The sequence below is a fragment of the Caulobacter sp. GW821-FHT09B08 genome, from assembly GCF_059418225.1.
In genome coordinates, this window is sequence record NZ_JBWKPL010000004.1 from 26,482 (window position 1) to 48,816 (window position 22,335).

19 protein-coding genes and 1 riboswitch are annotated in these 22,335 nt (G+C 68.4%); of the genes, 4 read left to right on the forward strand and 15 right to left on the reverse strand.

Features of this window, described 5'->3' with window-relative positions:
- Positions 1-113 precede the first annotated feature (113 nt).
- Positions 114-1,718, forward strand: a complete 1,605-nt coding sequence (locus tag AC07OA_RS13505; protein WP_494664336.1) for a sensor domain-containing phosphodiesterase — start codon at positions 114-116, stop codon at positions 1,716-1,718.
- A gap of 12 nt (positions 1,719-1,730) precedes the next feature.
- On the opposite strand, the gene AC07OA_RS13510 is transcribed toward AC07OA_RS13505, so the two are convergent.
- Positions 1,731-3,581 (reverse strand): DUF885 domain-containing protein, encoded by a 1,851-nt coding sequence (locus AC07OA_RS13510; protein ID WP_494664337.1) that lies wholly within the window; start codon positions 3,579-3,581, stop codon positions 1,731-1,733.
- Between the two features lie 124 nt (positions 3,582-3,705).
- Positions 3,706-4,083, reverse strand: coding sequence for a YybH family protein (locus tag AC07OA_RS13515; protein ID WP_494664338.1), 378 nt, complete (start codon positions 4,081-4,083; stop codon positions 3,706-3,708).
- Between the two features lie 83 nt (positions 4,084-4,166).
- Here AC07OA_RS13515 and AC07OA_RS13520 point away from each other — a divergent pair, with 83 nt between their 5' ends.
- Positions 4,167-4,691 (forward strand): GNAT family N-acetyltransferase, encoded by a 525-nt coding sequence (locus AC07OA_RS13520; RefSeq protein WP_494664339.1) that lies wholly within the window; start codon positions 4,167-4,169, stop codon positions 4,689-4,691.
- Here the strand turns inward: AC07OA_RS13520 and AC07OA_RS13525 are convergent, their stop codons facing one another.
- From AC07OA_RS13525 to fliQ, 5 genes are all read right to left on the reverse strand, one after another.
- A complete protein-coding gene (locus tag AC07OA_RS13525) occupies positions 4,692-4,994 on the reverse strand; it encodes a hypothetical protein (RefSeq protein ID WP_494664340.1) in 303 nt (100 codons plus the stop codon).
- A 51-nt stretch (positions 4,995-5,045) separates the two neighbouring features.
- A complete protein-coding gene (gene cckA / locus AC07OA_RS13530; protein WP_494664341.1) occupies positions 5,046-7,148 on the reverse strand; it encodes a cell cycle histidine kinase CckA in 2,103 nt (700 codons plus the stop codon).
- A gap of 213 nt (positions 7,149-7,361) precedes the next feature.
- Complete coding sequence (gene flhB, locus AC07OA_RS13535) at positions 7,362-8,444, reverse strand: flagellar biosynthesis protein FlhB (RefSeq protein WP_494664342.1); 1,083 nt, start codon at positions 8,442-8,444, stop codon at positions 7,362-7,364.
- Positions 8,445-8,453: 9 nt separating this feature from the next.
- Positions 8,454-9,209, reverse strand: a complete 756-nt coding sequence (fliR, locus tag AC07OA_RS13540; RefSeq protein WP_494664343.1) for a flagellar biosynthetic protein FliR — start codon at positions 9,207-9,209, stop codon at positions 8,454-8,456.
- A 12-nt stretch (positions 9,210-9,221) separates the two neighbouring features.
- Positions 9,222-9,485 (reverse strand): flagellar biosynthesis protein FliQ, encoded by a 264-nt coding sequence (fliQ, locus tag AC07OA_RS13545; RefSeq protein ID WP_018113289.1) that lies wholly within the window; start codon positions 9,483-9,485, stop codon positions 9,222-9,224.
- Between the two features lie 252 nt (positions 9,486-9,737).
- On the opposite strand from fliQ, the gene AC07OA_RS13550 reads away from it, so the two are divergent.
- Positions 9,738-10,457, forward strand: coding sequence for a hypothetical protein (locus AC07OA_RS13550; RefSeq protein WP_494664344.1), 720 nt, complete (start codon positions 9,738-9,740; stop codon positions 10,455-10,457).
- 88 nt (positions 10,458-10,545) lie between these two features.
- Here the strand turns inward: AC07OA_RS13550 and AC07OA_RS13555 are convergent, their stop codons facing one another.
- The 8 genes from AC07OA_RS13555 to AC07OA_RS13590 all read right to left on the reverse strand — a co-directional run bounded on the left by AC07OA_RS13555 (position 10,546) and on the right by AC07OA_RS13590 (position 21,593).
- Entirely contained in the window at positions 10,546-11,043 is a 498-nt protein-coding gene (locus tag AC07OA_RS13555; RefSeq protein WP_494664345.1) for a RidA family protein, read from the reverse strand.
- Positions 11,044-11,076: 33 nt separating this feature from the next.
- Positions 11,077-11,469 carry a c-type cytochrome gene (locus tag AC07OA_RS13560; RefSeq protein WP_494664346.1) on the reverse strand — a complete coding sequence of 131 codons (393 nt, stop codon included), beginning with the start codon at positions 11,467-11,469 and terminating at the stop codon, positions 11,077-11,079.
- Between the two features lie 41 nt (positions 11,470-11,510).
- Positions 11,511-13,100, reverse strand: coding sequence for a flavin monoamine oxidase family protein (locus tag AC07OA_RS13565; protein ID WP_494664347.1), 1,590 nt, complete (start codon positions 13,098-13,100; stop codon positions 11,511-11,513).
- Positions 13,101-13,365: 265 nt separating this feature from the next.
- Complete coding sequence (locus AC07OA_RS13570; protein WP_494664348.1) at positions 13,366-15,858, reverse strand: TonB-dependent receptor plug domain-containing protein; 2,493 nt, start codon at positions 15,856-15,858, stop codon at positions 13,366-13,368.
- 553 nt (positions 15,859-16,411) lie between these two features.
- Positions 16,412-18,085, reverse strand: a complete 1,674-nt coding sequence (locus tag AC07OA_RS13575) for an alkaline phosphatase family protein (protein ID WP_494664349.1) — start codon at positions 18,083-18,085, stop codon at positions 16,412-16,414.
- Positions 18,086-18,164: 79 nt separating this feature from the next.
- Positions 18,165-19,109, reverse strand: a complete 945-nt coding sequence (locus AC07OA_RS13580) for a homoserine O-succinyltransferase (RefSeq protein WP_494664350.1) — start codon at positions 19,107-19,109, stop codon at positions 18,165-18,167.
- Between the two features lie 51 nt (positions 19,110-19,160).
- Positions 19,161-19,268: riboswitch (SAM-I-IV-variant riboswitch) on the reverse strand.
- 5 nt (positions 19,269-19,273) lie between these two features.
- Positions 19,274-20,836 carry a glycine betaine ABC transporter substrate-binding protein gene (locus AC07OA_RS13585; protein ID WP_494664351.1) on the reverse strand — a complete coding sequence of 521 codons (1,563 nt, stop codon included), beginning with the start codon at positions 20,834-20,836 and terminating at the stop codon, positions 19,274-19,276.
- Positions 20,829-21,593 carry an ATP-binding cassette domain-containing protein gene (locus tag AC07OA_RS13590; RefSeq protein ID WP_494664352.1) on the reverse strand — a complete coding sequence of 255 codons (765 nt, stop codon included), beginning with the start codon at positions 21,591-21,593 and terminating at the stop codon, positions 20,829-20,831. The genes AC07OA_RS13585 and AC07OA_RS13590 overlap by 8 nt, the downstream gene beginning before the upstream one ends.
- A 161-nt stretch (positions 21,594-21,754) precedes the next feature.
- Between AC07OA_RS13590 and AC07OA_RS13595 the strand changes: the two genes are divergently transcribed.
- Complete coding sequence (locus AC07OA_RS13595; protein WP_494664353.1) at positions 21,755-22,006, forward strand: hypothetical protein; 252 nt, start codon at positions 21,755-21,757, stop codon at positions 22,004-22,006.
- Positions 22,007-22,335: the final 329 nt, after the last annotated feature.

Sequence of the window (22,335 nt, forward strand, 5' to 3'; positions counted from 1 at the left end):
GGTACGTCGGGTGCGACATTTCCCCACATCTGCAAGGCGATAGCGAAGCTCCAACGCAACCGGTCCTTAACAAGAGCCCGCCCATTCTGGTCGCCTTCCGGGGGGACTACGTCTTGTCGATCGATCCGCGTCGCCTGCTGAGCCTGGCCTTCGCCAGCGCCGACCTCTTGCTTGAAGTCGAGAACGGCCGGGTGACCCTGGCCCTCGGCGCCGCCCAGCGGATCATGGGCCAGGACGAGCGCACCCTGATGGGCCGCGCCTGGCGCGATCTCTTCACCGCCGCCGACCGTCCGCTGATCGACGCGACCACCGCCATGATGGGCGACGGCCAGCGCCGTGGTCCGGTCACCATCCGCATGGCCGGCGAACCGGTCCGCTACGTGAACCTGACCATGCGCGCCCTGCCCGACAACGGCGGCCGGATCTCGGTTTCGGTCACGCCGGGCACGGCGCCGTCCGGCGAGCTGGACGAGGCCGGCCTGCGCTCGCGCGAGAGCTTCGAAGACATCGCCCGCGGCCTGTTCGAGGCCGCCCGCGTGACCGGCCTGGAACTGGAACTGGCCATGGTCGACTTCTCGGGCCTGGATTCGGTGCGCCAGCAGCTGTCCAAGCCCGAGGCCCACGCCCTGGACCTGAGACTGGCCGGCGCGGTGCGGGCCGAGTCCCACGCCGGGGCCATGGCCACCCAGCTGTCGTCCGAGCGCTTCGCCCTGGTCCGCGCCAAGAGCGATCATCCCGACGAGATGGCCCAGCGCCTGACCAGCGCCACGGCCATGCAGGCCAGCGCCCACATCGTACCCATCGACGGCGGCGTGGCCCCGTCGCGCGGCCTGAAGGCCCTGCGCTACGCCCTGGACGACTTCCTGCGCGAGGGGCTGAAGGACACCCCGCCGCTCAGCCTGTCGGAAGCCATGAACCGCTCGGTCAAGCGCACCCTGTCGCGGGCCGGCGCCCTGGGCGTGGCGGTCAGCCAGCGGCGCTTCACCCTGGCCTACCAGCCGGTGGTCGACTTGCGGACCGGTGTCGCCCACCACCACGAGGCCCTGGTGCGCTTCGAGGACGGCGGCAGCCCGTTCCAGCTGATCCGCATGGCCGAGGAATTCGACCTGATCGAGGAGCTGGACCACGCCATCGCCGAGATGGCGGTCAAGCGCCTGGCCGGCGACCGCACCGGCGCGGTCAAGCTGGCGGTCAATGTCTCGGGCCGCACCATCGTCAGCGAGACCTTCGTCAATCACATCGCCGGCCTGCTTTCCAAGCACGAGGCGGCCAAGGGCCGGCTGATCTTCGAGATCACCGAGACCAGCGCCATCGACGACCTGCCGCGCGCCAATCTGCACATCCAGGGCCTGCGCGGCCTGGGCTCGCTGGTCTGCCTGGACGACTTCGGGGCCGGCGCCTCGTCGTTCGCCTATCTGCAGGAACTGAGCCTGGACATCGTCAAGATCGACGGCCGATACGTGCGCGAGCTGGCCGGCAACGGCCGCGACGGGGCCATGGTCCGCCGCCTGGTCGAGCTGTGCCGCGACCTGAAAATCCGCACCGTGGCCGAGATGGTCGAGACCGCCGAGGTCGAGGACGTGGTCCGCAAGGCCGGCGTCGACTTCGCCCAGGGCTGGCTGTTCGGCAAGCCGGCCGACCAGCCCCAGCCGGCGCTGAAGCTGAACTCGGTCATGCCGGCGGCGCGACGCGCGGGGGTTTCGGAAGGCTGGGGCTAAGCCCTACTCCCCCTACTTCCCCGCCTTCGTCCGCGCGATGTAGTCGTCGATCACCCTGTCCAGCACGACCAGCGGCGTCATGCCCGACAGCAGGCCCGCGTCGTGGAATTTCTTGATGTCGAACTTCTTGCCCAGCGCCTTCTTCGCGCGCTCGCGGGCCCGCAGCCAGGTGATCTTGCCGACCATGTAGCTGCACGCCTGGCCCGGCCAGACGACATAGCGCTCGATCTCGGTGATCGACCCGCTCTCCTCGTCGCCCATGGTCTCGGCCATGTATTTGACGGCCTGCTCGCGGCTCCACTTCTTGTAGTGCATGCCGCTGTCGACCACGAGCCGCACGGCCCGGAACAGGGCGTCGTGCAGCATGCCGATATGGCCGAACGGGTCGTCCTTGTAGAGGCCCATCTCCACGCCCAGTTGCTCGGAATAGAGCGCCCAGCCCTCGGTGTAGCCGGAATTGCCGATGGTCTTGCGGATCAGGGGCAGGCCCTTGGCCTCGTTCGACAGCGACAGCTGCAGGTGGTGGCCCGGAACGCCCTCGTGCACCGTCAGGGTGGTGAGGATGAACTTGGGCTGCTCGGCCGTGTCGCGCAGATTGATCCAGTAGATCCCGGGCCGTTTGCCGTCGAGCGAGGGCGAATTGTAGTAGCCGGCCGGCGCTCCGGCCTCGATGGCCTTGGGCACGCGACGGATCTCCAGCGGGGCCTTGGGCAACTGGCCGAAATAGGCCGGCAGCTGCTTTTCGATCCACTGGGCCTTGGCGTTCAGGTCGGCGATCAGCTGGTCCTTGGCCGCGTCGGTGTTGGCGTAGACTTGGCTGGGATCGGTGGCCAGGGCGCGCATGCGCTCGCCCGGCGTGCCCTTGGTGATGCCCTGCTTGTCGAAGATCTGGCCGATCTCGGCCGAGATCGACTTGACCAGGTCCAGGCCCAGCTGGTGGATCTCGTCGGGCGTCAGGGTGGCGGTCGTGTAGTTCTTCAGCGACACGGCGTAGTAGTCGGCGCCGTCCTTCAGACGCCAGACGCCGGCGTCGTGGACGGCCTGGGGCCGCACGCTTTCCAGCAGCGCGATCTGGCGCTTCAACGCCGGCAGCACCGAATAGTCGTAGATCTTGCCGGCCTCGCCGGCCCAGTCGCCGGGGATGTCCTTGGCCTTGGTCCGGCGGGCCAGGGACGTCACCACCGGCGCCTCGGCCGTGGGGACGCCGGCGAAGGCCCGCATCTGGATCAGGGTCTTGTCGATGACGAAGTCGGGCGGGATCACACCCTGCGCATAGTCGCGCTTGGCCAGCTCCAGCTCCTGGTCCATCAGCCGGGCGAAACCCTCCAGGCGCACCAGATAGGCGTCGGCGTCGGCCTTGGTCTCGATGGTGTGCTGGGTGTCGAGGAAGTCGGGATAGCTGCGATAGGCGCCGGTCAGCTGGCTCAGCACGTAGGGCGAGCCCGAGCCGCCGCCGGCGTAGGTGAACTTGCTGTTGCCCTCGTCCTGCACCGCCAGGGTGAACTCGACGGTGTCGTAGTTGACCGCGTCCATGCCGGTCAGCTGCTTGCGGTCGATGGCCCGCAGGGCGGCCAGGTCCTTGCGGGTCTGGTCGATGCCGGCTTGGATCGCCGTGGCCGACCGGTCGCCCAACAGCGACTTGGTCCAGGCCAGGTCGCCCTTGTCCATGCCCAGGCCCGTGGTGCTCCCGGGATTGCGACGCAAGCGGCGGGCCATCATGGCGTCGAACAGGGCGTTCAGCTTAGCGGCCTCGCCTGAAGCGGGGACGGGGGCGGGCGCGTCCTGAGCCAGGGCCAGTTCGGGCGCGGCGACGGCCAGGCCGGCGGCGACCGTGGCGAGCAGCATCTGGCGGCGGTTCTGCATGGCGGGCCCTTCCCCTCTTTTATCCCATGGGCAAAGGCGTAGAGAGCCTTGCCTGGAGTCACAACCGGCGCGGGATTAAATTCCCGTCATCTTGCCCCTGGCCGCATTTTCATGCGGCCGAACCTCAGCTCAGCGTGACGAACAGCTCGTTCTCGATCACCCACTGGCCGGTCACCTTGCGCCAGGTGGCCAGATAGGTCCCCCGGGTGTCGTCCTGGCCGCGCGTGGTCCCCACCCAGGTCCCCTGCTCGGCGGCGCGCAGGCCGGCCGCGTCGATCTCGATGCTCGTGGTCGTGCGCACATAGGCCACGAAGGCCGGGTCGGCGAACTGGCCGGCGAAGGCCTCCAGCACGTCGCGCGCGCCCAGGATCAGCGAGCCGTCGCCGACGATCACCTTGATGTCCGGCGCGAAGAACGGCGCCAGGCGTCGGGCGTCCTTGCCCGCGATCAGCTTGTTGGTGAGCTTGCGGCGGGCGGCGACGGCGTCTTGTGGCGTGGTCATGAAACGGGCGCTCGCGGCGGGTGGATGGCGGGACGAACACCGGTATAGGCTGACCGTCTCCCCGCCCGCAAACCGGACGCCCCATGCCGACCGACCTGCCCGTCCTGACCACCGCGCGCCTGACGCTGCGCCCGCCGGAGCTCTCCGACTTCGAGGACAGCGCGGCGATGTGGAGCGATCCGATGGTGGTGCGCCACGTGGGTGGCCGCACCTCCACGCCCGAGGAAAGCTGGGCGCGGCTGCTGCGGGCCCGGGGCCTGTGGCCGCTGCTGGGCTACGGCTACTGGGCGGTGCGCGAGACCGCCACGGGCCGCTATGTGGGCGAGGTCGGGTTCGCAGACTTCCACCGGGGGCTGGAGCCCTCCATCGACGGCGTGCCGGAGATGGGCTGGGTGATGGCGACCTGGGCGCACGGCCAAGGCTTCGCCAGCGAGGCGGTGGCGGCCGGCCTCTCCTGGGGCCTCGCCCAATGGGACGACGCCCCGGTGGTCTGCATCATCGACCCCGACAACGCCCCGTCCCTGAAACTGGCCTACAAGATGGGCTTCCTGGAGCTGGCGCGAACCACCTACAAGGACGCTCCCATCGTGCTGCTGCAGCGAGGCTAGCTAGTCCCGCAGGGTCGACGCCCTGAACTGGCCCTGCACGCTTTCCTGCGTCCGGTCGGCGGCCGCGCGGGCGGCGTCGCGCTCGCTCTTGGTGGTGCAGACCCGCCGGGGGAGATGGCTGCCGATCGGGGTCTCCTGGCGGCAGATCACCTTGTCCTTGGCCTTGTCCGTCTCGGCGGCCGTGACCGTGGCGGGGGAAACGCTGGTCGTCGCGGCCGACGTCGTCCCAGGCTCCGAGGTCGATTGGGCCAGCCTCGGCGCGGCGGCGGCCGACAGGATCAGGATGGAGACCAGAAGACGCATGGGAACCCTCGGAGAAGACCAGCGGATAAAACCGGAGCCAACGATCCGTCGTCAAGCCGCCTGCAGCTGCTGCTTCACCCGCTCGGCCAGGGTCTTGATGTCGATGGGCTTGGGCAGGAAGGTGACGCCCGTCTCGCCTTCCAGCAGGTCGCTGAACTCGGCCTCGGCATAGCCGCTGATGAACATCACCGGCGCGTTGCCCAGATAGCCGCGCGCCTTCTTCAGCAGGGTCGGGCCGTCGATGCCGGGCATGATCACGTCGCTGATCAGGAGGTCGATGGTGCCGGCGTGCTCCTCGGCGATGACCAGGGCCTCTTCGCCGTCGCTGGCCTCCAGGACCTCGTAGCCGCGAGCGCGCAGCAGGCGGGCGGCGACGCCGCGCACGGCGTCCTCGTCCTCGACGAACAGGATGCGGCCGGCGCCCGACAGGTCGCGGGGCGGACGCGGCTTGGCGGTCTCGGCCACGGTGGCGGCGGCCGCCGCGGCGGCCTGCTGGGCCGGGGTCTGTTCGTGCACGGGCAGGAAGATGCGGAAGGCCGCGCCCTCGCCCGGACGGCTGTGGACGTGGATCCAGCCGTCGGACTGCTTGACGATGCCGTAGACCGTGGCCAGGCCCAGGCCCGTGCCCTCGCCCACCGGCTTGGTGGTGAAGAACGGGTCGAAGATCTTGCCCATCACCTCGGGCGGGATGCCGGGGCCGTCGTCGCTGACCTCGATGAAGGCCTGGTCGCCCTCGGCGCCGGGGAAGCCCAGGCCCTGGGCCTCGTCCTGGGTGAGGCGGGCGGTGCGGATGCGCACCACGCCGCCGCCCTTGGCCGCCCGCACCGCGTCGCGGGCGTTGACGGCCAGGTTCATGACGGCGGTCTCGAGCTGGCTCTTGTCGGCCCGCACCTGCGGCAGGTCGCGGCCATAGTCGGTGATCAGCTTGACGTCTTCGCGGAGGAGACGACGCAGCAGGACCTCGAACTCGCTGATCAGCTCGCCCAGCTCCAGCACCTCGCGCTGGACGGTCTGCTTGCGGCTGAAGGCCAGCAGCTTGCGGACCAGGTCGGCGGCGCGCACGCCCGTCTGGCGGATCTCGTTGAGGCCTTCGTACGAGGGATCGCCCACCGGGTGGCGGTGCAGCAGCTCGTCCAGGCGCAGCTGGATGGCGGTCAGCAGGTTGTTGAAGTCGTGGGCCACGCCGCCGGCCAACTGGCCGATGGCCTGCATCTTCTGGGCCTGGGCCAGCTGCAGTTCCATCTGCTTCTGCTCGGACACGTCGATCAGATAGACCACCAGCCGCCCGTCGGCGCGGTAGAGATAGAGATGGGCGATCCGGGTGGGGTCGCGGGCCAGGCGCACCTCGAACGGTCCGGCCTTGCCTTCGGCCAGGCGGGTCTCGGCCTCGACGCGCGAGGGCGGGTCGATCAGGGCGCCGAACATCGTGCCGGCCGGCACGGTCCCGGCCAGGGCGGCCAGGGCGGGGTTGGCTTCCAGGATGCGCGAATTGAACGGGTCCAGACCGTCCAGCAGGGCCGCGCCGAACGGCGAGGCGCCGGAGAAGGCGTCCAGGGTGCGAGGGGCGGCCTGGGCCGGCTGGGCCAGCGCGGGCGCCGGCGCGGCGGCGGCCACCACCACTTCCTTCTCGATCACGGTGGGCAGGCGCACCAGCAGGCGGCCGCCGCGCAGGCGGGCGGCCTCGGCCTGGCGCTCGACGCCGGCGATCACCAGCACGCCCTTGGCGGGCGCGCCGCCCAGAACGGAGTCGCGCGCCTTGACCAGGGCGGCGAACAGGCCGGCGCCCGCCGCGCCCTTGGGCAGGCGGCGCGCGTCGCCCACGGCGTCCACCCAGGCGGCGTTGGCGGCCAGGATGCGGCCGTCGGCGGCGGTGAGGGCGGCGGGTTCGGACAGGGCGTCGAGGATGGCCTCGCCGCCTTCGGGCTCGGCGTCGCCCACGGCGGTGGAGGCGCGGATGGCCACCAGGCCCAGGATCGCCACGCCGGCGACGCCGCCCAGCAGCAGCAGACCCGCCAGGGTCGCCGGACCGGCGCGCAGCGCGGGGGCGGCGGCGAACACCGCGGCCAGGACCAGGAACACCGCGGCCCCCCAGATCAGGAGGTCGGGACGGCGCTTGCCCTCGCCGGGGAGATCTTTCATGGACGTCTCGGTCATGGGGGACCGGAATCCTTCTTCAGCCTTGCAGGCGTCTAGCCCGTTGATTCGCGGGATAGAATACCCCTAACGCGCCCCATCGACCGACTCCTGATCGGTTGCCGATTCCGTGACCGAATTATGGTGTGGAAGTATCGGGGAAGAGACGTTGCCGGACGCCCCCTCCGTCACGCGCCCGCGACGCGCGCCACCTCCCCCGCAGGCGGGGGAGGATCAGTCCGCCCAGGCCCGCTTCTTGGCCTGCTTGTTGCTCATCACGAAGCCGATGACCTTGGCGACGGCCTCGAAATGTTCGGCCGGGATCTGCTCGTCCACGTCCATGGCCGCGTAGAGGGCGCGGGCCAGGGGCGGGTCTTCCAGCACGTAGACGCCGTTCTCCTCGGCGACGGCGCGGATCTTCAAGGCCAAGTCGTCGACGCCCTTGGCCACGCAGATCGGGGCGGCGGTCTCGCCCTGCTCGTACTTCAGCGCCACGGCGTAGTGGGTCGGGTTCATGACGACGACGGTCGCCTTGGGCACGGCGGCCATCATCCGCTGGCGCGAGCGCTGCATGCGCATCTGCTTCTGCTTGCCCTTGATGTGCGGGTCGCCTTCGGACTGCTTCATCTCGTCCTTGACGTCCTGGACGCTCATCCGCATGCGCTTGTTGAAGCGCAGGCGCTGCCAGAACCAGTCGAAGCCGGCGGTGGCGATCAGGAAGATCAGCACCATCCAGAACAGCTTCATGCACAGCTTCATGGACAGCGGGATGATCGCCGCCACGTCCATGCCTACCAGGCCGGGGATCTCGTCCGCGTTCGGCTTGACCACCATCCAGGCGATCAGACCGGTGATCAGGAACTTCACCGCCGACTTGGCGAACTGCATCAGGCCGTCGGGACCGAACAGGCGACCCAGGCCCTTGATGATGTCCAGCTTCTGCAGGTCGGGCTTGATCTTGTCGGCCGACAGCAGGAAGCCCGTCTGGGCCACGTTGGCGGCCGCGCCCAAGAGGCCCGACACCACCATCACCAGCACCACCGCCGGCAGGGCCGCCAGGATCGCGGTCTTGGCGATGGCCCGGATGCCGCCCTCCACGTCCATGGTGCCGGCATGGGCCAGGAACGGCGTCAGCTGTCCCACAAGGTCGCGGGTCAGCCAGCCTCCGGCGATGACCACGACGCCGAACGCGCCAGACAGCGAAGCCAGTTGCGAGATGTCGGCGGATTTCGGGACGTCGCCCTTGGCGCGAGCGTCCGACAGCTTCTTGGCTGTTGGTTCTTCTGTCTTCGAAGCTTCGTCCTGATCGTCGGCCATGGCGTCCCCCTAGTTGAACACCGCCAGCAGGTCCCGGTACCGATCGGCCCAGACCATGGCGATGCCGCCGAGCGAGAGGCCCAGCAGGGAGAGGCCCAGGATGACGCTGAGCGGCGAGGTGACGAAGAAGATCTGGAACGAGGGCATGACCCGGCCCACCAGGCCGGTCGCCAGGTTGAAGACGATGGAGAACACCAGGATCGGCGCCGACAGCTGGACGCCCAGCTTGAACGAATCCGCCACGGTGCGCACGGCCAGGGTGGCCGCGTCCTCCACCGGCACGGCGCGGGTGAACGGGAAGATGTCGTAGGACCGGACCATCGCGCCGATGAACAGGTGGTGCAGGTCGGTGACCATGACCAGCACGATGCCCAGCATCGACAGGAAGGTGGCCACCGCCGTGCTGGAGGGCGCCCCGGCCGGGTTGGCGGTCTGGGCGAAGGACAGGGTGGTCTGGATCGAGATGATCTCGCCGGCCGTGGTCAGGGCGGTCATGAACAGCTTCAGCACCGCGCCGATCATCAGGCCGATCAGCACCTCGTGCAGCACCGCCCCGCCCAGGGCGCCGACGCTGCCGGGCACCGTGGTGATCGAGCGCGAAACCAGCGGGGCCATCACGAGGGCCATCAGCACGGCGAACGACAGGCGGATGCGCTGGGGAACCACGGTCTCGCCGATCCCGGGCATCAGCATGACCATCGCCCCGATCCGGGCGAAGACCAGACCGGCCGTATAGACCTGCAGAACGGTGGCGTAGCTGTCCAAAGCCCCCTGCCCCTACATCCCGGCGATCTTGGCGGCGATCTCTTTCATGAAGCCCGACATCAAGGCGCCCATCAGCGGCAGGAACAGCAGCAGCGACACGAAGATGGCCACGATCTTGGGGGCGTAGACCAGGGTCGCCTCCTGGATCTGGGTCAGGGCCTGGAACAGGCCGATGGCCACACCCACCACCAGGCCCACGATCAGGATCGGCGCGCAAAGCTGCAGGGTCAGCCAGATCGCGTCGCGGCCCACATCCAGGACTTCGGCTCCAGTCATCGGAAGGGCCTCTACGGGTAAGCGCGCACGCGGGGGATTCGATGGCTGGCACCATCGCCCGACATGGTTAACAGCCAGTTAGGGAAGATTGACAGAGGGCAGTCGGCCGCGTGGCGAAAGGTCGCCGGGGGGCAGACGCTTCGGCTAGCTTCTCAAACTACACAATGGCACTCTCCACAACTATGAAGGCGCCTGAAGACAGCCAGAGCGACCTTTGGCTGAGCTGTCGCGCGAGGGCGCAAAGGGCCTGGGATGAATAAGGACTTCGTCGTCTGGCTCAGCCATGTGAGCTATCTCGGCTGGGCAACCATTATTGTCGACCTGCTGAAGGCGCTGGCGTGGCCCGCGACCGTGATTTTCGTCGTTTGGCGGTTTCGAAAGAGCCTTGAGCGTTTGGCTCAAGAGGTCGCCAAATTCGAGGGCTTTGGCCTCAAGATTGACTTCGCCAAAGGAGTGGAGGCATTGGCCGAGGCCGTCGAAGCGGTGGCCGAGATCCCGTTGCCAGCAGAAACAGACACTCCTGTGGGCCATCCAGACCTAGTTAGGCCTAATGTTGATGAGCCATCTCCACAACCCGATACCCTGGCGCCGACCGACCGGGACCTCATCATAAAGACTTTGCCCTCTAACAACGAAACATTGGTGCGCGGCCACATCCTAGCAGCCTGGGTTGGCATCGAGACGGCGATTAAAGAGGTTGCTGCACGCTTTGCCGTGGTGAGTAAAAATCCCTTTCCGGCCGGACCATTGCTTAAGGATATGGTGAGAAAAGGGATCGTCAGCTCCGAAACCGCCGCCCTCGTCGAACAGGCTAGAGCCCTCCGAAATGCCGCTGCTCACAATCAGGCGGAAGGACTGAGCGTGTCGTCAGCCACAAATTATGCCGCGCTCACATCCCAAATTATCAGCCAGTTGTTCCGGGACGCAAGGCTGTTCTCAGACATTTCTCAGAATGGCCCAGAATCTCCGTAATAAACAGGAATAAAAAGACACCAATCTCTTGCACCCAAAGGTTTAGCGGGGAGTACTACGTTGACATCGTAGTGCTCCCCGGAGCCCCCTACTTCGGCTTCCGCGCCGCCTGGACCTCGATCTCCACCAGCATGCCGCCCTGCACCAGCGACGTGACCTGGCTTGTGATGCGCGAGGGCTTGTTGGGCTGTTCGGGGGTGCCGAAGAAGGTCTTGTAGCCTTCCATCATGCCCGGGAAGTCCATCTTGCCGCCCTTGGCCGGGTCGCCGACCAGGAGGACGCGCATCATGACGACGTCGCCCATGGTCGCGCCTTGAGTCTTCAGGGCCTCTTCGATGCGCTTCAGCACGCCGATGGTCTGGGTCTTGGTGTCGCCGAAGGTGGCGACCAGGGCGGTGTCGCCCTTGGGGTCCAGCTGCGGCGGCACCTGGCCGCTGACATAGATGGTGTCGTAGCCGGCCGGCACGGTCACCACGGTGGCGATCGGCGAGGCCGGCGAGCCGCCCCGGACGATCTCCTGGGCGTTGGCGGCGCCGGCGGCGAGACCAGCGGTGGCCAGGACGGCGGCGAGGATCAGGCGCTTCATGGTCGTCTCTCTCCTTGGTGGTCGTTCGGGACTCTAGTGGGCCTGCAGGCTGGCCGGCTTCTTGCCGGCCTTCAGCCTGGCGCGGGCGGCGGCGACGTCGGCGGGGGTCACGGGCTTGCCCTTGTTGCCCCACGCGGTGCGAACATAGCTGATGATCGAGGACAGGTCGGCGTCGGAAAGGTCGTCCTTGAACGCGGGCATGCCCGCCCGGCCGGCCAGGACGGTGGCCATCATCGGCCCGGCGTCGCCCTGCACGAACGGGTCGCCCGCCAGGGCCGGGAACGCGCCCTTCACCCCCTTGCCGCTGGTCTGGTGGCAGGCCGAGCAGTTGTCGTTGAACAGCGACTGCGGCGTGGCGGCGTGCGCGCCTCCCGCAAGGACCGACACGGCCGAAAGGCCGAAAGCGAAGACGATCGAACGCTTCATGGAATCTCCCCGAAAACCCTTTCTCCAGGCATAGCCCGACTTCACGCCTTGAGCACCCGGGCGTGCAGCTTGCCGATCTGCTGCCAGGCCGACTCGATGGCGCCCGCCTGCCAGCCGCCCAGATAGGTCAGGTGCTCGCCGGCCAGGTAGACGCGGCCGTCGGGCTCGCACAGCACCGGATAGGCGTCCTTGCGGCCCTCCTCGCCCCACTCGGCCCAGCCGCCCAGATTGAACTGCGCCAAGTGCCAGCAGAACGAGAAGGCGGTCTCGAAGTTCTCGGCGTATTCGGGGAAAATCTTCTGGCCGGCGGCCACGGCGAAGGCCGCGCGGTCGGACGGGCTCTTGGCGCTGATCTTGGCCGCCTCGCCGCCGAACGAATAGTAGCCCAAGAGCACGCCCTTCTGCCCCTGCCAGCCGGTGGAGGGCATGGTGATGCTGCCCACGCCCGGCATGTCGTTGTAGACGTGGCCGCCATAGATGAAGTGCTTTTCTTCCCAGAACCGGGTCTTCATCTGCAGGCCGATCTTGTTGACCGGCGCGTAGGACACGCCCGACATCGCCGCCTTGAACGGCTTGGAGAAGTCGGCGTCGATGTTCTTCAGCACGCTGAGCGGAATGGTGCAGACGCAGTAGTCGGCGGCGATGGTGTCGCGCTCGCCGAACTTGTCGGTGTAGGTGACGGTCACGCCCTTGGGACCCTGCTTGATCTTCTCGACCACGCAGGAATAGCGGATCAGCGAGCCGACGCGCTTTTCGAAGCCCTTGGCGATCTGATCCATGCCGCCGATCGGCTGGAGCATGGTGCGCTGCTGTTCGTAGCCGCTGACCGAGCTCAGCACCTGCCAGGCCTTGGAGTGCAGAACGTCGCCGAGGCTATAGGGGGTGGACGGCTTGCCAGGGCCGGGATCGACGCCGGGGCCGGGATTGACGTCGAAGCCCCGGCCTTCCGTGCCGGTATAGGCAAGATCCGTTGGAGACAGACGCCCCTCGTTGATCATGTAGGCCACGAAGAGGTCGCGGTCCTCGGCCGTCAGCGGCGCGTCCAGCTGGCCCTTGGAGGCGGCCTTGGCGATCATCTCGGCGGCGTAGCCCCGGGCGTCGGCGGCGATCTGGCCCTTGCGGACGGGCTTGCCGGCCAGCGGCCCGTCGCCCTTCTCGAAATAGACATAGGCCGCGTCGTTGTCGTTGACGAAGCTCTCCAGCGGCACCCCGAACAGCTTGGTGTAGTGCAGGGTCGAACGGTGGTGGTACGGGATCCGCCACGGGCCGTGGTTGATGTAGAGCCCCTCGTCGAAGTCGCAGGTCTGGCTGTTGCCGATCAGGTCGGTGTGCTGGAAGCCCTTGCGCGCCGTCTGGCAGCGGCCGCCGGCGAAGGACCGAGCCTCGAGGATCTGCACCTGGTAGCCGGCCTTGGTCAGTTCGTAGGCAGCCGTCATGCCCGCCAGGCCCGCGCCCAGCACCACCACCTTGGTCCCCTTGGCGTCGCCTTCCAGCTTGGGCGGTTCGGCATGGGCCGAGGAGAAGCCGAAGCCCAGGGCGTCCATGGCCGACATGGCCAGCGACACCCCGCCAAACGCCGCCACGCTCTCGAAAAACCGCCGCCGCGTGAGGATGGCGCCGTCGTCGTTCATTACTGCCTTCACAAGCCCCGCTCCGAAATCGCGCTCATCGCTGCCCCTTACTTCGCGCCCCTTCGATCCGGGATCATGTCCCGCGCATCCGATCCGGGGGCCGGATCGAGCTTTGCCGCGCGCTTGGGCGCCGGCTCGACTTTATGCGGCAAGAACGGGCCGTCATCACCCATCGCGCGAAAACGCCGCCCGGCTGGAAGCCGGACGGCGCTCGCGTCGGACATCGCCGGCCTTGAGGCGGCGATGTCCGATCGGTTCGAGAGCTCTAGTATTTCACCTTCAGACGCGCGTACCAGAAGCCGCCGTTCATGCCGAACGGACCGCCCGAGCGCGGGTAGATCTGACCGTCGGCGGTGCTGCCGGTCAGGGCGTAGATCGGGTTGGCCGTGGTCGGCTTGAGCTTGTCCGGATATTCGTCGAACAGATTGTTGGCACCGACGGTGACGGTGTACTTCTCCGCGACCGTGTAGCTCACGTCCAGGTCCGCCGTGACCTTCGAGCCGAACGTCTGGCCCGGATAGTCCTGGTTGGTGCTCCAGCTGCTGTAGTAGTTGCCGCGGGCGTTGACCATGAAGCCGGCGACCTCGTAGCTGGCCGAGAGGTTGGCGCGGTGCTTGGGCGTGATGTGCTCGATGTCGTAGATCCGGTCGGCGCCGATGGCCACCGGATCGGACTTGGTCACCTCGCTCTTGTTGTAGCTGTAGGCCAGGGTCAGGGTCAGCGGGTTTTCCAGCAGGTCGGCGCGATAGGTGGCCACCGCGTCGACGCCCTTGGTCTTGGTGTCGAAGCCGTTGGTGAAGTAGGCCACGGCGCCGCCGACGCCCACCGCGGCGAGCGCGGGTTGGGCGGCGATGTCGGCCGCGTCCACATCGAAGGTGCTGGTGATGCTGATGCGGTCCTTCACCTTGATCAGATAGCCGTCGACCGTGAGGGTGAAGTTGCTGATCGGGTTGAAGATGAAGCCGACGCCGAAGTTGGTGGACTTTTCAGGCGTCAGGGTTTTCGCGCCGAAGTACTGCGCGATGGCGCTGGTCACCGGATAGGTGCCGGTCTGAACCTGCTCGCCACCGGGAGCGAAGGCGGTCGTCAGGATCTCGGTGTTGCTCTGACCGGGCGACGGCGCGTGGAAGCCGGTGCCGACGGTGCCGCGCAGCGAGAACATGTCGGACACCCGGTAGAGGGCGTTCGCCTTGCCCACGACGGTGTCGCCGAAGGTGTCGTAGTCCTCGTAGCGACCGGCGACGCCGACCGTGAAGGCCTCGGTGATGTCGGTTTCGGCGCCGACATAGAGGCCGTAGTTGCTCTGGGTCGAGGTCTTGGCCGAGGCCGGGCTGGTGCCGCCGTAGCCGCTGGCGCCGGGCGATTGCGAAACCGTCTCGGGATTGCCGTTGACCAGCGAGCGCGTGTAGACGCCGGGCGAAACCTGCACGTACAGCGGCTGCACGGCGTAGGGGCCAGCGGCGTAGGACTGCAGGTCGCCGGCCGTGGCTTCATACTCTTCGTGGCGGTACTCGGCGCCGCCCGACAGGGTGATCGGGCTCGCGAAGCCGACCTCGATCGGATAGGTCAGGTCGAGGTTCAGGTTGGTTTCGCGCTGGATCAGCTTGCCGAACTTGAACTCCGTCTGGCTGTTGGGACCGAAGGAGGCGTTGAGCGACTTGGTCATGGCCAGGTCGAGCGAGTTCTTGGCCAAGGTGGCCGAGAGGTCGTAGGTCAGGCCGTTGTCGGCCTTACCCTTGACGCCCGCCGTGCCGTAGAACTGTTCGACCACGCCCTGGAAGCGCGGGGTGAAGCCGGCCGGATAGACGGACGTGAAGTTGAAGGTGTTGCCGTCCTTGACGAACCCGCCCGTGGGGCAGGTGGCGTTGTTGGCCGGGCAAGGCGTCAGGTAGATCGGCGCGAAGGCCCCGTTGCGACCCGGCGAGCCGGTGGCCGCCTGGCCGGTGCCGTTGTCGATCACCAGCGGCGTCGGCGCCGAGATCGGCGAGCGATAGTTGAAGCTCTGGTCGGCTTCGCGATGCCCGACATTGGCCGTCAGATAGATGGTGGTGTTGTCGTTGACGTCGTAGCCGGAGTTCAGGAACACCTTGTAGCCGTCGGTCGGCGACGAGCCCCAGATCTGCGCCGGGCCCGGATAGTTGGGCAGCTGATTGGCGAGGTTGGGATAGGTCGAGGCGAAGACGGCCGCGATGGGTCGGGTGGCGCCGCGGCTGGTCTGGCCGTCGTCGAAATACTCGCCCGAAATATTGACGAAGCCCGAGTCGAACAGCTTGAAGCCGGCGTTGGCCGCGAACTGATAGCTCTCGCCGTCGCCGGCATAGGTCTTGCCGTAGCGCGCCTGGGCTTCGAAGCCGCTGTCGCTGTCGCGCAGGCCGTAGTTGATGACGCCGCCGATGGCGTCCGAGCCGTATTGGGCGGTCGCGCCGTCGCGCAGGATCTGCAGGTTCTTCACCGCGATCGAGGGGATCAGCGAGAGGTCGACGGCCTGGGCGCCCAGCGACAGGGCGGTGTCGCCGCCCGTGACGACCTGCACCAGGGCCGAGCGGTTGTAGCGCTTGCCGTTGATCATCACCAGAACCTGGTCGGCGCCGAGACCGCGCAACGAGGGCGCGCGCACGAAGGTCGAGGCGTCGGAAATGGTGTTCTGCGGGACGTAGAACGACGGGACGATGTTCTTGACCACGTCCAGCATGTCGGCGGCGGGCTGACGGGCCAGTTCTTCACCCCCGAAGACGTCGATCGGCGACGGCGAATCCACGACCGACCGGTCGGTTCGACGCGTGCCGAGGACGATGACGGTTTCGACCTCCGTCGTGGTCGCGGCCGGCTCGGGCGCCGCGGCCGGCGTTTCGGCGGCGTTGGCCAGGCCGGCGTAAGCGAGGGCGACCGAAAGAGTCGAGATCCCCGAAAGCAGAATATTCCGTGAGCACTTATTCATACACAACCCCCTCGTGGCGCTTAATGCGCGCGTTTGATTGCTCCTCCGTGGTGTTTCCCGGGACGCGTTTTCTTGTTGTGATACTTGAATACAGACGCAACGCACGACGTATGCCGTCATTGCAACAGTTCGTCAGAGCTGAAATTTCCGCAATAGCCCCGACCGTCACCGGATCGTAACGAAGGCCTTCAGGGCGCTCGTCGCCTGATTGCACGGCGCCCGCCATGGTTTTTGGGCAGAACGATGATCAGGATTGCGGCGCCTTGGGGCGATGGAGGCGCTTTTGGACGGTCGTCCCGGCTTCGCGCCGCCCAAACAAAAACCCTCTCCCGGCGGGGAGAGGGTTTTGGCCTTTCGGCGGGGATTCGGGAGGCTAGCAGCCCGGTCCGGCGCCCAGGGGCAGGCAGCGGCCGTCGATGTCGGCCGGCGGGGTGACGCCGGTCACGCCGGCGATGGTGGGGGCAATGTCGACCGTCTCGATCGGCAGCACCCGCTCGCGGCTGGGACCGCCCTTCCACCAGAATAGGATCGGCACGCGGCGGTCGTAGTCCCAGGGGCTGCCGTGGCTGGCGACATAGGTCGCGCCGGCCGCCGCCAGGGTCTGGTAGGGCTTGAAGGCCACCAGCACGTCGCCCACCCGGCCCGGATAGGCGCTGCGGCGCATGCGCTCGGCCACGCTGATCTCGTCGGCCGGCGTGCCCTTGGGCGGCGGGGCGGCGGTGAACAGGGCGGCGGAGTCGTAGGCCTCGTAGACCTCCGAGCGCTGGCCCAGGATCGCCAGGGTCGCGGCGACCACGCGGGCGCGGTCCTGCACGGTCGGCGTCTTGCCGTCGGGACCGACCACGTACAGCGACTCGATGCCCCCAGCCTGGACCAGCGGGTCGTAGTCCAGCTTCAACCGGTCGCGCAGCTGCGCGTTCAGCGCCTTCATCCACGGGATCGACGGCACCCGGCCCGCGTCGTAGCCGTTCTCGGCCAGGCGCTCGGGGAAGTCCGAACCGCCATGGTCGGCGGCCAGCACGACCAGCACCTGGCCCTTGACCTTGTCCAGGCTGTCCAGGAACACGCCCAGCCGGTCGTCCAGGCGCAGCACCTGGTCGCACATCTCAGGACCGCGCGCGCCGTAGCGGTGGCCGATGAAGTCGGTGGCCGACAGGCTGATGGTCAGGACGTCGGTCGCCTCGCCCTCGCCCAGCTTGAATTCGTCGCGCAGGGCCTGGGCGGCGTCCAGGGTGACGCGGTCGGTATAGGGACTGACCGACAGGTCGTTGGTGATCGCCGCCTCGTCCTTGCCCACCGGCGTGGGCAGGCCCGCATGCCATTCTCGGCCGCCCGTCGTGTAGTCGCCCTCCAGCGCCTTGCAGGCCTTGTGGTCGTAGGTCCAGACGAACGGCTTCTTCTTCTGGTCGGCCACCAGCTTGGCGTTGAACGCCGCCACGGGGGCCAGCCTGGCCTTGGCGTCCTGGCCGGGCTCGACCCAGGTGGTCATGCCGAAGCGCGTCTCCAGCCAGAAGACGCCGTCGGCCTTGTGGCCGGCCATGTTGATCGCCCCGCGATCCTTGCCCGACACCGCATAGACGCGGCTCTTGGGCGAGACGGCCTTCAGCCAGTCGCCATAGGTGTCGGCCATCAGGAGCTTGGGGCTGGCCAGGCGGCCGCCGCCGGACGGGTCGTTAGCCAGGGTCACCGACGGATCGTCCAGGCAGTAGGTCTTCTTGCCCGTCTCCTTGTCGTACCAGTCGTTGGCGACGATGCCGGTCTTGTTGGGATACTTGCCCGTCAGCAGGGTGGAGTGGCCCGGGCAGGTCTCGGTCATGCCGTGCGACTGGAAGCCGCTGGGATAGACCGTGCCCTCCCCGGCCATCCGGCCCAGGCCGCCCTTGAACCGGCCGCGATACTGCTCGAACAGGTTGGCGCTGAACTGGTCGATCGAGATCACCACCACCAGCTTGGGCTTGGGCGCCTCGACGGGCGCGGCCAGGGTCGAACCGGCGGAGAACAGGGCGGCGGAGGCCGCGAGGGCGGCGAAAAGGGGCAAGCTACGCATGCCCGTCAAAATGCACCGTCACAAAACGGTCGCAAGCCGGAACTGGCGGAACGGCGGTGTTTAGGAGGTATGCGGATTATTACGCCACCTCCCTTTCGGCCTCCCGGCGACGCCCGATCGCGGCCCGTTCGAACGGGGTGGTCTGGTAGATCTCGTTGAGCCAGTTGCCGAACAGCAGGTGGGCGTGGCTGCGCCAGCGGTTGGCCGGGGCGCGGGCCGGATCGTCGCTGGGGAAGTAGTGGCGCGGCACCGGCGTGGCCGGGTCCAGGGCGTGGTCGCGGACATATTCCGCCGCCAGGGTGCCGGCCTCGTATTCGGGGTGGTTGAACATGTGCAGCGCGCGGTGGCCGGCGTCCTCCAGCAGGCACAGGCCCGCCTCCTCGGAATCCAGCAGCACCTTCAGGGCGCCGTCGGCCGGCAGATCGGCCTCGCGCACCTCGGTCCAGCGCGAGACGGGGATGTCGATCTCGTCCGACAGGCCGCGCAGATAGGGCGAGGCCGGGGCGCGGTTGAGGTGGCCGTAGACGCCCGAGCGCTTGGCGGCCAGGGCGTGCTTGGGCACCCCGTGGAAGTGACGCACGGCGGCCTGGGCGCCCCAGCAGACGGTCAGGGTCGAATGCACGTGGGTCTGGGTCCAGTCCAGGATCCGGCGCAGCTCGTCCCAGTAGCCCACCTCCTCGAAGGCCAGGGTTTCGACCGGCGCGCCGGTGACGATGAAGCCGTCGAAGGTCTGATCCCGCACCTCGTCCCAGGGGCGATAGAAGGCGGCCATGTGGTCGGCCGAGGTGTTGCGCGGCGTGTGGCTGGACAGGCGCACCAGCGACAGCTCCACCTGCAGCGGCGTACCGCCCAGCAGGCGCGCGAACTGGGTCTCGGTGCGCGGCTTGTCGGGCATCAGGTTCAAGAGGCCGATGTGCAGGGGCCGGATGTCCTGGCGGGCGGCCTCGGTCTCGCGCATCACCACCACGCCCTCGGTCTCGAGGGTGGCGCGGGCGGGGAGGTCGTCGGGGATCTTGATCGGCATGGAACGTGCGGCCCTGTGGTCTCGAAAGGGACCGGAGCGGACGGAGCGTGGAGTCACCCGTTTCGTTGCCGCCTCGGCCACATCCTCCCCTGGGGGAGCGCCACCTTGCCCGGAAAGCAGGTTGGCGTTGGACCGACGGCCCAACTCTGGATGCGAGGCAAGCTCTACGGCGTTCGGCCGCCGGTCGCAAGACCCTCCTCCAGCGCCTTGGCCGCCTGGCCCGGCGACCGCTTGTCGCGGTCGCGGTCGACCGAGAAGTTGGCGCGCTGCATGGCCTCCACCGTGATCGCGCCCTCCAAACCCGCCAAGGCCCGCTTCAGCCGCGCGTCGTCGGCCCGCCCCGGCGCGACCAGCAGCACCGCGTCATAGGGCGGCAAGGCGCCCTTGGGATCGGCCAGCACCACCAGGTCGTCGGCGGCGATGCGCCCGTCGCTGGAGAAGGCCGAGATCACATCGGCCTCGCCCGAGCCCAGGGCGCGGTACATGAAGGTGGGCTGGAACTGCCGCTTGGCCTTGAACCTCAGGCCGTAGGTGGTCTCGACGCTGGCCCATTCGGGACGCGAGAAGAACTCAAGGTCCCCGCCCATGGTCAGCTGCGGGGCATTGGCGGCCAGGTCGGCCAGGGTGCGGATGCCCAGGGCCTCGGCCCGGTCGCGGCGCATGGCCAGGGCGTAGGCGTTCTCGAAGCCCAGCGGGGCCAGCAGCACCACCCCGTCGCGGCGCCTCAGCTCGGTGCGCAGACCGTCGAGCACCGCCTGGCGGCCGGGATTGTCCTTGCGACCCAGGACGTTGGCCCACAGCGTGCCGGAATAGTCGACATAGGCGTCGATCTCGCCGGCGGCCAGGGCGCGATAGGCGACGGCCGAGCCGAGGTTGATCTTGCGGGTGACCGTCGCCCCCTGCCCTTCCAGCCGGTCGGCCATCACCTCGGCCAGGATATATTGCTCGGAGAAATTCTTGGCCCCGATCACATAGCTGGCCGGGCGCGGCGCCAGCTGGGCCGCCAGGGGCGCGACGGCCACGGCCAGGCCCATGGCGAGGCCCGCCAGGCCCGCGCCCCACAGCCGCCGGTCGCGCCGCTCGGCCCCGCGCTCGACCAGGCCCAGCAACTGGTCCACGACCAGGGCCAGGGCGGCCGAGGCGATGCAGCCGGTCAACACCATGTCCCAGGCCTCGGTCTGGAGCCCTGAGAAGATGTAGTCGCCCAGAGAGGTCTGGCCGACCGGGGTCGACAGGGTCGCCGCCCCGATGGTCCACACCGCCGCCGTGCGCACCCCGGCCATGATCACCGGGATGGCCAGGGGCAGCTCCACCCGCCACAGCCGCTGGCGGTCGGTCATGCCCACGCCGCGCGCGGCCTCGACCACCGCCGGGTCCACGCCCGTCAGCCCGGCCACGGTGTTCCGCAGGATCGGCAGCATCGAATAGAGGGTCAGGGCCAGCAGCGACGGCAGGAAGCCCAGGGCCGAGAAGCCATGGCCGAACGCCGCCTTGGCCAGGTTCGAGAGGCCCAGCAGCAGCGGATAGAACAGGGCCAGCAGGGCCAGGCTGGGAATGGTCTGCACCAGCCCCGCCAGGGCCAGCGAAGGCCAGCGCAGGCGCGGGCTGCGGGCGGCGAGCACGCCCAGCGGCAGGGCGATCAGCAGGCCCAGCGCCAGGGCCGAGGCCGACAGCAGCACGTGCCAGGCCAGGCGCTCGGGCAGCAGCGAGAGCAGACCGCTATTCACCGGCCACCTCGCGCATCCGAACGGCCTGGCGGCGCGGGGCCTGCATCAGGGCCTCGACGGCGGGGTCGTCGTGCCCGGCCAGCAACGCCCTCGGCGTATCGTCGGCGATCACCCGGCCCTGGCTCATCACCACGATCCGATCGGCCAGCAGCACGGCCTCGGCGATGTCGTGGGTGACCATCACCGTGGTCAGGGCGAGCGCCTCGTGCAGGCCGCGCACGTCGTCGGCCAGGGCGGTGCGGGTCACCGAGTCCAGGGCGCCGAACGGCTCGTCCATCAGCAGGATCGAGGGGCGCGCCGCCAGGGCCCGGGCCACGCCCACGCGCTGGCGCTGGCCGCCCGACAGGGCCGAGGGGCGGCGGTTCAGCATCGAGGCCGGCAGGGCGACCAGCTCCAGCAGCTCGGCGGTGCGCGCGGCAATGGTCGCGGGCTCCCAGCCCAGCAGGGTCGGCACGACGGCGATGTTCTCGGCCACGGTCAGGTGCGGGAACAGGCCCACCTCCTGGAAGACGTAGCCGATGCGCCGCCGCAGGATCGGGCCGTCGAGGTCGGCGGTCGCGGCGCCGTCGATCCGCGCCTGGCCGACCGAGGGCGCGACCAGGCCGTTGATCGTCTTCAGCAGGGTGGTCTTGCCCGCCCCCGAGCCGCCGACCAGGGCCACGAACTGGCCTTTCGGAATGGACAGGCTGGTGGGGTGGAGGACGACCGCGCCGTCATAGGCCTTGCTCACCTGATCCAGGACGATGGCGTCGGTCATGCGTTTCCCAAACAAGAGGCCCCAAGCGGCGCCGGGTGGACGCGCTGTCGCAGGGGCGTCCTGTCACAGTCAGTCAGAACGCGCGGCGTGGGAAGCCTGTTGGGACAGCTGATTCGTCGCGCGCGGTTCGCCGCCGTCGCGACCGACCCAGGAGACAGACCATGACCGCCGCCATCGCCGCCCGCCCGTTCGAAGCCCGCGTCACCCCGGCCCAGAAGCGCGCCCGCGCCTATGCCGGCCGCCTGCGCCTGGCCGTCTTCGCCATGGTGCTGCTGAACGCCGTGGTCTGGGGCGGCATGATCGCGGCCCTGCGCGGCCTGATCGACCTGCATGCCCTGGCCGACCAGGCCTGGGCCCTGGGCTCGGCCTGGGTGGCGGCCCTGCCGACGGTGACGATCACCATTTCGCACTGACACGACGTCTCCGCCTCACGCGGCCAGCCGCTGAGGTGATGGAAAGGGTCGCGGAGCGCCGGACATCGTCCGGAGTGTTTGAATGTGTGTACCGTTTCGACGAAGCCCGTTCGCTCCGCGCAACCGTTATCCGCCAGCTTCCGGTAGGCAGCGCTCTTGACGCTTAGCCGGACCCGGTTCCGCCGTTTCCGGCGGTCCCGGACGCCGGGGGCGCGGACCTAAGGGTGAGCACGCGCTTTATCCCCGTTCGACGCCGACGGCGGGCAGGCTTCCCAACGATGGAAGTCCCCGGACACGCCGGAGTAACCCCCTCCAGCCCAGTCCCGCTC

What these genes read in the sequence shown, in the direction of transcription:
- AC07OA_RS13510 (WP_494664337.1), bottom strand. Translation starts at nt 3,581, where the DNA reads ATGCAGAACCGCCGCCAGATGCTGCTCGCCACGGTCGCCGCCGGCCTG.
- AC07OA_RS13525 (WP_494664340.1), bottom strand. Translation starts at nt 4,994, where the DNA reads ATGCGTCTTCTGGTCTCCATCCTGATCCTGTCGGCCGCCGCCGCGCCG.
- AC07OA_RS13580 (WP_494664350.1), bottom strand. Translation starts at nt 19,109, where the DNA reads ATGCCGATCAAGATCCCCGACGACCTCCCCGCCCGCGCCACCCTCGAG.
- AC07OA_RS13590 (WP_494664352.1), bottom strand. Translation starts at nt 21,593, where the DNA reads ATGACCGACGCCATCGTCCTGGATCAGGTGAGCAAGGCCTATGACGGC.
- AC07OA_RS13560 (WP_494664346.1), bottom strand. Translation starts at nt 11,469, where the DNA reads ATGAAGCGTTCGATCGTCTTCGCTTTCGGCCTTTCGGCCGTGTCGGTC.
- AC07OA_RS13565 (WP_494664347.1), bottom strand. Translation starts at nt 13,100, where the DNA reads ATGAACGACGACGGCGCCATCCTCACGCGGCGGCGGTTTTTCGAGAGC.
- AC07OA_RS13520 (WP_494664339.1), top strand. Translation starts at nt 4,167, where the DNA reads ATGCCGACCGACCTGCCCGTCCTGACCACCGCGCGCCTGACGCTGCGC.
- AC07OA_RS13555 (WP_494664345.1), bottom strand. Translation starts at nt 11,043, where the DNA reads ATGAAGCGCCTGATCCTCGCCGCCGTCCTGGCCACCGCTGGTCTCGCC.
- flhB (WP_494664342.1), bottom strand. Translation starts at nt 8,444, where the DNA reads ATGGCCGACGATCAGGACGAAGCTTCGAAGACAGAAGAACCAACAGCC.
- cckA (WP_494664341.1), bottom strand. Translation starts at nt 7,148, where the DNA reads ATGACCGAGACGTCCATGAAAGATCTCCCCGGCGAGGGCAAGCGCCGT.
- AC07OA_RS13595 (WP_494664353.1), top strand. Translation starts at nt 21,755, where the DNA reads ATGACCGCCGCCATCGCCGCCCGCCCGTTCGAAGCCCGCGTCACCCCG.
- AC07OA_RS13575 (WP_494664349.1), bottom strand. Translation starts at nt 18,085, where the DNA reads ATGCGTAGCTTGCCCCTTTTCGCCGCCCTCGCGGCCTCCGCCGCCCTG.
- fliQ (WP_018113289.1), bottom strand. Translation starts at nt 9,485, where the DNA reads ATGACTGGAGCCGAAGTCCTGGATGTGGGCCGCGACGCGATCTGGCTG.
- AC07OA_RS13550 (WP_494664344.1), top strand. Translation starts at nt 9,738, where the DNA reads ATGAATAAGGACTTCGTCGTCTGGCTCAGCCATGTGAGCTATCTCGGC.
- AC07OA_RS13515 (WP_494664338.1), bottom strand. Translation starts at nt 4,083, where the DNA reads ATGACCACGCCACAAGACGCCGTCGCCGCCCGCCGCAAGCTCACCAAC.